Origin of the sequence: Streptomyces sp. Inha503, from assembly GCF_047215865.1 — a bacterium.
GTDB classification, from domain to species: domain Bacteria; phylum Actinomycetota; class Actinomycetes; order Streptomycetales; family Streptomycetaceae; genus Streptomyces; species Streptomyces lycopersici.
The window spans coordinates 4,905,409-4,915,136 of sequence record NZ_CP178360.1 but is presented as its reverse complement, the minus strand read 5'-3'; the positions used below and the strand labels follow the sequence as shown (position 1 = coordinate 4,915,136).

1 protein-coding gene is annotated in these 9,728 nt (G+C 73.7%); it reads left to right on the top strand.

Going from position 1 to position 9,728, the window contains the following annotated elements:
• The first annotated feature begins 61 nt into the window (after window positions 1–61).
• Window positions 62–9,688, top strand: coding sequence for a type I polyketide synthase (locus ACJX2R_RS20460; RefSeq protein ID WP_413101305.1), 9,627 nt, complete (start codon window positions 62–64; stop codon window positions 9,686–9,688).
• Window positions 9,689–9,728: the final 40 nt, after the last annotated feature.

Sequence of the window (9,728 nt, the reverse complement as noted above, 5' to 3'; positions counted from 1 at the left end):
GAGCGTTCTGAACCCATGGAACTCATGAGCACCACCTCCCTCTTCGCAAGGAGCCGACGCAATGGTGAATAACGAGGACAAGCTCCGGGACTACCTCAAGCGGGCCACCGCCGATCTGCGTCAGGCCCGCCGGCAGCTCCGCGAGGTCGAGGAGCGGCACCAGGAGCCCATCGCGATCGTCGCGATGAGCTGCCGCTACCCCGGCGGGGTCACCACCCCCGAGGAGCTGTGGCGGCTGGTCCTGGACGGCGAGGACGCGATCTCCGGCTTCCCCACCGACCGTGGCTGGGACGTCGAGTCGCTCTACGACGCCGACCCCGACCAGGCGGGCGCCAGCTACGTCAACGAGGGCGGGTTCCTCTACGACGCGGGCGGCTTCGACCCCGCGGTCTTCGGGATCTCGCCGCGTGAGGCCATGGCGATGGATCCGCAGCAGCGGCTGCTGCTGGAGAGCTCCTGGGAGGCGTTCGAGCGGGCCGGGATCGACCCGACCGGGCTGCGCGGGAGCCGGACCGGTGTGTTCGCGGGCGTGATGTACCACGACTACACCTCGCGGCTGGACTCCGTGCCCGAGGGCGTCGAGGGCTTCCTCGGCACCGGCAGCTCCGGCTCCATCGCCTCGGGCCGGGTGTCGTACACCTTCGGTCTTGAGGGCCCGGCGGTCACCGTCGACACGGCGTGCTCGTCGTCGCTGGTCACCCTGCACATGGCGGTGCAGGCGCTGCGCAACGGCGAGTGCTCGCTGGCGCTCGCGGGCGGTGTCACCGTGATGGCCACGCCCTCGACGTTCACCGAGTTCAGCCGGCAGCGCGGGCTCGCCGCCGACGGCCGCTGCAAGCCCTTCGCCGCCGCCGCGGACGGCACCGGCTGGGGCGAGGGCGTCGGCATGCTGCTCGTCGAGCGGCTGTCGGACGCGCGCCGACACGGCCACCCGGTGCTGGCCATCGTGCGTGGCTCGGCGATCAACCAGGACGGCGCGTCCAACGGTCTGACCGCGCCCAACGGCCCGTCCCAGCAGCGCGTCATCCACCAGGCGCTCACCAACGGCCGTCTCTCCGCGGCCGATGTGGACGCCGTCGAAGCACACGGCACGGGTACGACGCTGGGCGACCCGATCGAGGCGCAGGCGCTGCTCGCCACCTACGGCCAGGAGCACACCGAGGACCAGCCGCTGCTGCTCGGCTCCATCAAGTCCAACATCGGGCACACCCAGGCCGCCGCCGGTGTCGCCGGAATCATCAAGATGGTCATGGCCATCCGCCATGGCGTGCTGCCCAAGACGCTGCACCTCGACGAGCCGACCCCGCATGTGGACTGGTCGGCGGGCGCGGTGTCGCTGCTCGCCGACACCACCCCCTGGCCGGAGACCGGCCATCCGCGCCGCGCCGCCGTGTCCTCCTTCGGCTTCAGCGGCACCAACGCCCACACCATCCTGGAGCAGGCCCCCGCCGAGGAGGCCGAGGAGGCCGAGGAAGCCACCGAGGGACCGGCGGCCCCGACGAAGCGGCTGGACGTCCTGCCGTGGGCGGTGTCGGGCAAGAGCGCGGCAGGGCTGCGCGCCCAGGCCGAGCGGCTGCTGGCCCACCTCGAGGCCGACCCGTCCCTCAGCCCGGTGGACGTGGCCCTCTCGCTGACCACCACCCGGGCCCAGCTCGACCACCGCGCCGTGGTGCGCGGCCACGACCGCGACGAACTGCTCGCCGGGCTCACCGCCCTGGCCGAGGGCGGAATGGCGGCGGGCGTCGCACAGGGCTCCGTCGTCGGCGGCCGTACGGCGTTCGTGTTCCCGGGGCAGGGGTCGCAGTGGACCGGTATGGCGGTGGGGCTGATGGACGCCTCGCCCGTCTTCGCGGCCCACATCGAGGAGTGTGCGGCGGCGCTGGCGGAGTTCACCGACTGGTCGTTGGTGGATGTGTTGCGGGGTGCGGAGGGTGCGCCGTCGCTGGAGCGGGTGGATGTGGTCCAGCCGGTGCTGTTCGCGGTGATGGTTTCGCTGGCCGAGCTGTGGCGTTCGCTGGGCGTCGTCCCGGCGGCCGTGGTGGGCCATTCGCAGGGTGAGATCGCGGCGGCGTGTGTGGCCGGAATCCTGTCGCTGAAGGACGCCGCTCGCGTGGTGGCGTTGCGCAGTCAGGCGATCGGCCGGGTTTTGGCGGGTAAGGGCGGCATGGTGTCGGTGGCCCTCCCGGTGGCGGACGTACGGGAGCGCATCGCGGCCTGGGGTGAGGAGCGCATCTCGGTGGCGGCGGTCAACGGCCCGTCGTCGGTGGTCGTCTCCGGTGAGCCCGAGGCGCTGGATGAGCTGGTGGCCGCGTGTGAGGCGGATGAGGTGCGGGCGCGCCGGGTGCCGGTGGACTACGCCTCGCACTCCGCGCAGGTCGATCTGCTCCGCGAGGAGCTGCTGGAGTTGCTGGCGCCCGTACAGCCGAAGAACGCCCAGGTGCCGTTCCTGTCGACGGTGACGGGGGAGTGGGTCGAGGGTCCGGAGCTGGACGCCGAGTACTGGTTCACCAATCTCCGTCGCACGGTTGAGCTGGAGAGTGCCGTCCGCCGTCTGCTGGACGAGGGCTTCGGCGCCTTCATCGAGTCCAGCGCGCACCCCGTCCTCACCATGGGTGTGCAGGAGACCGCCGAGGACGCGGGCCGTGAGGCCGCCGCGATCGGGTCGCTGCGCCGTGACGAGGGGGGCCTGGACCGCTTCTGGGCCTCCGTCGGCGAGGCGTGGACGCGGGGCGTCGGCGTGGACTGGGCCGGGGTGTTCGACGGTACGGGCGCGGCCCGCGTCGAGCTGCCCACGTACGCCTTCCAGCACCAGCACTACTGGCTGGAGTCGGGCAGCCCCGCCGCCGAAGCCGCCCCCGCCGCCGACCCCGTCGAGACCCGCTTCTGGGAGGCCGTCGAGCGCGAGGACTGGCAGACGCTCGCCGCCGAGCTGGACATCGACGGCGACGAGCGGGTCAGCGCGCTGCTGCCCGCCCTGGCGTCGTGGCGCAAGCAGGCGCGTGAGCAGTCCACGGTGGACGGCTGGCGCTACCGCGTCACCTGGAAGCCGCTCGCCGGCAGTCACTCCGCGCGGCTGACCGGCGCGTGGCTCGTCGTCACCCCGGCCACCGAGGACACCTGGACCGACGCCGTGGCCGGTGTGCTCGCCGAACGCGGCGCCGACGTACGGCGGATCGCCGTGGACACCGACACGGACGCCGACGGCCGCGACGAGCTGACCGAGCGGCTGCGCGCCGCGCTCGCGGAGACCGACGGCATCCCGTTCGCCGGAGTGCTGTCGCTGCTGGCCCTCGACGGCCGTCCGCACCCCCGGCACCCCTCCGTCCCGGCCGGAGTGGCGGCGCAGCTCGCGCTGGTGCAGGCCCTCGGCGACGCGGGGATCGGCGCGCCCCTGTGGTCCGCCACTCGTGGCGCGGTCTCCGTTGGCCGCGCCGACCCGCTGGACTCCCCCGAGCAGGCGCTGGTCTGGGGCCTTGGCCGGGTGGCCGCGCTGGAGCACGGCGAGCGCTGGGGCGGTCTGGTGGACCTGCCCGGCGTCCCCGACGAGCGGGCGCTGGCCGGGCTGGTGACCGTGCTCGCCGGGGCCGAGGAGGAGGACCAGGTCGCGATCCGAGCCACCGGGCCGCTCGTACGCCGTCTGGTGCGCGCCCCGCTGGCCGCCACGCCCGCCGTACGGGCCTGGAAGCCCGAAGGCACCACCCTGGTCACCGGCGGTACGGGCGCGCTGGGTGCCCATGTGGCGCGCTGGCTGGCCGGGAACGGGGCCGAGCACCTGGTGCTCACCAGTCGCCGTGGTCTGGACGCCCCGGGCGCGGCGGATCTGCGGTCCGAACTGACCGAGCTCGGCGCCAAGGTGACCATCGCCGCATGCGATGTGGCCGACCGCGCCCAGGTCGAGGCGCTGCTCGCGGACATCCCCGCCGAACACCCGCTGACCGCCGTCGTCCACACCGCCGCCGTGCTGGACGACGGGGTGATCGAGGGCCTGACCCCGGACCAGGTGGACCGGGTGCTGAAGGTCAAGGTGGACGCCACCCGCCATCTGCACGAGCTCACCCGCGATCTCGACCTGTCCGCGTTCGTGCTGTTCTCCTCCTTCGCGGCCACCTTCGGCGCGCCAGGGCAGGGCAACTACGCGCCGGGCAACGCCTTCCTGGACGCCTTCGCCGAGTACCGGCGCGCCCAGGGCCTGCCCGCCACCTCGCTGGCCTGGGGCCCGTGGGGCGAGGGCGGGATGGCCGAGGGCGGCGTCGGCGACCGGATGCGCCGCCACGGTGTCATCGAGATGGCGCCGCGCGCCGCCGTCACCGCGCTCCAGCACGCGCTGGACCGAGACGAGTCGGTGCTCACCGTCGTCGACATGGAGTGGAAGCGCTTCGTCCTCGCCTTCACCTCCGGCCGCTCCCGTCCGCTGCTGCACGACCTGCCCGAGGCGCGGGACGTCATCCAGGACATGGCCGGGGACGCCGAGGCGGACGGCGCGGGCGCGGCCGCTCTCGCACAGCAGCTCGCCGGGGTGCCGGAGGCCGAGCAGGAGCGGCTGGTGCTGGAGCTGGTGCGCACCGCGGTCGCGGCCGTCCTGGGCTACGCGGGCGCCGACGACGTCGAGGCGGGCCGGGCCTTCAAGGAGCTGGGTTTCGACTCGCTGACCGCCGTCGAGCTGCGCAACCGGCTCAGCGCCGCCAGCGGGCTGAAGCTGCCCCCGACCCTGATCTTCGACTACCCCACCCCGACGGTGCTCGCGCGCCAGCTGCGCACCGAGCTCGCGGGCGGGCAGCGGGCCGCCGTGGCCGCGCTGCCGACCGCGTCGGCGCTCGCCGACGACGAGCCGATCGCCATCGTCTCCATGAGCTGCCGCTTCCCGGGCGGTGTGCGCACCCCCGAGGAGCTGTGGCAGCTGCTCGCCTCCGGTGGCGACGCGCTGTCGGAGTTCCCGGGCGACCGCGGCTGGGACGTCGAGTCGCTGTACAACCCGGACCCGGACGCGCAGGGCACCAGCTACACCCGCGAGGGCGGATTCCTCACCGGGGCCGCCGACTTCGACCCCACCTTCTTCGGGATCTCGCCGCGCGAGGCCATGGCGATGGACCCGCAGCAGCGGCTGCTGCTGGAAACCTCCTGGGAAGCGTTCGAGCGGGCGGGCATCGACCCGGCCACGCTGCACGGCAGCCCGTCCGGTGTCTTCGTCGGCACCAACGGCTCCGACTACTCCATCGTCATGCGCAGCAACACCGAGGGCTACGAGGGCCACCTGGCCACCGGCAGCGCCGCGAGCGTCGTCTCCGGCCGCCTCTCGTACACCTTCGGCCTGGAGGGCCCGGCGGTCACCGTGGACACCGCGTGCTCGGCGTCGCTGGTGGCGCTGCACCTGGCCGTCCAGTCGCTGCGCCAGGGCGAGTGCTCGATCGCGCTCGCGGGCGGGGTGACCGTGATGGCCACCCCGGGCACCTTCATCGAGTTCAGCCGTCAGCGCGGACTGTCCTCCGACGGCCGCAGCAAGGCGTTCTCCTCGGACGCGGACGGCTTCAGCCCGGCCGAGGGCGTGGGCATGCTGCTGGTCGAGCGGCTGTCGGACGCGCGGAAGAACGGCCACCCGGTGCTGGCGGTCGTGCGGGGCTCGGCGATCAACCAGGACGGTGCGTCCAATGGTCTGACGGCGCCCAACGGCCCGTCCCAGCAGCGCGTCATCCGGCAGGCCCTCGCCAACGCCCGGCTGTCTCCTGCCGAGGTGGACGTCGTGGAAGCACACGGCACGGGTACGACGCTGGGCGACCCGATCGAGGCGCAGGCGCTGCTCGCCACCTACGGCCAGGAGCGGCCCGACGGGCAGCCCCTGCTGCTCGGCTCCATCAAGTCCAACATCGGCCACGCCCAGGCGGCCGCCGGTGTCGCGGGTGTGATGAAGCTCGTGCTCGCGCTGCGCCACGGTGTGCTGCCGGAGTCGCTGCACATCAACGAGCCGACCCCGCATGTGGATTGGTCGGCGGGCGACGTCGAGCTGCTGACCGGGGCGCGGGAGTGGCCCGAGACCGGCCGTCCGCGCCGCGCCGCCGTATCCTCGTTCGGCTTCAGCGGCACCAACGCGCACGCCATCATCGAGCAGGCGCCCGCCGAGGAGCCGGATGAGGCCGAGCCGGTGACCCGGACGCTCGGCGCGCTGCCGTGGACGGTGTCCGGCAAGAGCGAGGCGGCGCTGCGCGCCCAGGCCGCCAAGCTGCTGGCCCACCTCGACGCCGACCCGGCCTCGCGCCCGCTGGACATCGGCCACTCGCTGGCCACCACCCGCGCAGCCTTCGACCGGCGCGCGGTACTGGTGGGCACGGACCGGGACGATTTCGTCCGGGGTTTGGACGCCCTCGCTAGGGGGCAGGTCCTGCCGAACCTGGTGCAGGGGGCCTCAATCGGGGGCAAGGCCGCATTCGTGTTCCCAGGACAGGGGTCACAATGGGTAGGCATGGCCGTGGAGCTGTTGGATGCTTCACCGGTGTTCGCTGCCCGTATTGATGAGTGTGCCGCCGCGCTCGCAGAGTTCACCGACTGGTCGTTGGTGGATGTGCTGCGCGAGGCGGAGGGCGCACCGTCACTGGAGCGGGTGGACGTTGTTCAGCCGGTGTTGTTCTCCGTGATGGTTTCGCTCGCGGAGCTGTGGCGTTCGCTGGGTGTACGGCCGGCGGCCGTGGTCGGCCATTCGCAGGGTGAGATCGCGGCGGCGTGTGTGGCGGGAGCCCTGTCGCTGAAGGACGCGGCCCGTGTGGTGGCGTTGCGCAGTCAGGCGATCGGCCGGGTGTTGGCGGGCAAGGGTGGCATGGTGTCGGTGGCGCTTCCGGTGGCGGACGTACGGGAGCGGATCGCGCCGTGGAGTGAGGAGCGGATCTCGGTGGCGGCGGTCAACGGCCCGTCGTCGGTGGTGGTTTCGGGCGAGCCCGAGGCGCTGGATGAGCTGGTGGCCGCGTGTGAGGCGGATGAGGTGCGGGCGCGGCGGGTGCCGGTGGACTACGCCTCGCACTCCGCGCAGGTCGATCTGCTCCGCGATGAACTCCTGGAGTTGCTGGCGCCCGTAGAGCCGAAGAACGCCCAGGTGCCGTTCCTGTCGACGGTGACGGGGGAGTGGGTCGAGGGTCCGGAGCTGGACGCCGAGTACTGGTTCACCAACCTCCGTCGCACGGTTGAGCTGGAGGGTGCGATTCGCCGTCTGCTGGATGAGGGCTTCGGGGTGTTCATCGAGTCCAGTGCCCACCCGGTGCTGACGATGGGTGTGCAGGAGACCGCCGAGGACGCGGGCCGTGAGGCCGCCGCGATCGGGTCGCTGCGCCGTGACGAGGGTGGCCTGGACCGCTTCCACATCTCGCTGGGCGAGGCGTGGACGCGTGGTGTGGCCGTGGACTGGGAGGCGGTGTACGAGGGGACGGGCGCGGTCCGCGTCGAGCTGCCCACGTACGCCTTCCAGCACCAGAGCTACTGGCCGCGGGCGGCCGACACCCCGGCCGATGAGTCGGGTGCGCCGTCCGACGCCGTGGACGCCCGCTTCTGGGAGGCCGTCGAGCGCGAGGACCTGGAGTCGCTGGCCGACACCCTCGCGTTCGAGGACGACGGCGAGCGGTCCTCGCTCGGCGCCGTCCTGCCCGCCCTGGCGTCCTGGCGCAAGCAGGCCCGCGAGCAGTCCACGGTGGACGGCTGGCGCTACCGCGTCACCTGGACCTCCCTGACCGAGGCACAGGCCCCGCGGCTGTCCGGGACCTGGCTGCTGGCCGTCCCCGAGTCCGCCGCCATCGACGACTGGACGCTCGGCGCGGTGCGGATGCTCACCGAACGCGGCGCCGAGGTGCGGCAGATCACCCCGACCGCCGTGGAGTCGGACCGCGCGTCGCTGACCCGTCTGGTGCGCGAGGAGCTGACCGGCGCCGGGGCCGTCTCGGGTGTGCTGTCGCTGCTCGCCTTCGACGCGGGCACCGCGCCCGGCACCGACGGTGTCAGCGCCGGGCTGGTGGGTACCGCCGTGCTGATCCAGGCCCTCGGCGACGCCGGGGTGGACGCGCCGCTGTGGTGCGCCACCCGGGGCGCGGTCGCCGTTGGACAGACGGACCAGGTGGAATCCCCCGAGCAGGCGCTGGTCTGGGGCCTCGGCCGGACCGCCGCCCTGGAGTACCCGGAGCGCTGGGGCGGTCTGGTGGACCTGCCCGGCGCGCCCGACGAGCGGGCGCTGGCCCGGCTCGCCGGGGTGCTCGCCGGGACCGATGGCGAGGACCAGCTCGCGGTGCGCGCGGCCGGGGTGTTCGCCCGCAGGCTCGCCCACGCCCCGCTGGCCGGCGCCCCCGCCGTACGGCCGTGGAAGCCGTCCGGTACGACGCTGGTCACCGGCGGTACGGGCGCGCTGGGCGCCCATGTGGCGCGCTGGCTGGCGGGCAACGGGGCCGAGCACCTGGTGCTCACCAGCCGCCGTGGCCTGGACGCCCCGGGCGCGGCCGAACTGCGGGACGAGCTGACCGCGCTGGGCACCGAGGTCACGATCGCCGCGTGCGACGTGGCCGACCGCAAGGCCGTCGAGACGCTGCTCGCCGCCGTCCCGGCCGACCGGCCGCTCACGGCGGTCATGCACGCCGCGGGCGTCCTGGACGACGGTGTCCTGGACGCGCTCACCCCGGAGCGGTTCGCCACCGTCCTCGGCCCCAAGGCCGACGCGGCGCGCCATCTGGACGAGCTGACCCGCGATCTGGACCTGTCCGCGTTCGTGCTGTTCTCCGGTATCGCGGGCACCCTCGGCGATGCCGGACAGGGCAACTACGCGGCGGCCAACGCCTATCTCGACGCGCTGGCCGAGCGGCGCCGCGCGGCGGGCCTGCCCGCCACCTCGGTGGCCTGGGGCCGCTGGGGCGAGACGGGCCTGGCCGCCGACGGCGCCATCGGCGAGCGGCTGGACCGGGGCGGCGTCCCGGCGATGGCCCCGCACGCCGCGATCACGGCGCTCCAGCGGGCCCTGGACCACGCGGACACGGTCGTGGCCGTCGCCGACATCCAGTGGGACCGCTTCGCCTACGGCTACACGGCGGTCCGCCCCAGCCCGCTCATCGGCGAGCTGCCCGAGGTCAAGCGGCTCCGGGAGACCGGCGGCCCGGCCGGTGAGGCGGGCGCGGCCTCCGACGGGTCCCCGGCGGACGCGCTGCGCAAGCGGCTGGCCGGGATCTCCCGGGCCGAGCAGTCCCTGGTCGTCCTGGAGGTCGTGCGTACTAACGCGGCCGCCGCGCTCGGCCACGCCTCGACCGACGAGGTCGGCGCCGGACGGGCGTTCAAGGAGCTGGGCTTCGACTCGCTCATCGCGCTGGAGCTGCGCAACCGGCTGACCGCCGCCACCGGGCAGAAGCTGCCCGCCACGCTGGTCTTCGACTACCCGACCCCCGCGGCGCTCGCCGAGTTCCTGTGCGGCCGGATCGTGGGCGACGGCGGTACGGCCGCGGCGCCCGGTCTCGCGGAGCTCGACGCGCTGGAGTCCGCGCTGTCCGTCCTCGACCCCGACAGCGAGGCACGGGACGACATCGCGGCCCGGCTGCGGGACCTCGCGGCGAAGTGGGCGGAGCCCCGTACGGCCGACGCCGAGGCGGCCGACGGCGACAGCGGCACCGTGACGGAGAAGTTGCAGGAGGCGACGCCCGACGAGGTCTTCGCCTTCATCGACAAGGAACTCGGAATCTAAGGATCGTTGGGTCCGCGGGCGCAAGGTTTGTGACGAGAAG

Coding starts and splice junctions, on each gene's coding strand:
- ACJX2R_RS20460 (WP_413101305.1), top strand. CDS start 62: ATGGTGAATAACGAGGACAAGCTCCGGGACTACCTCAAGCGGGCCACC.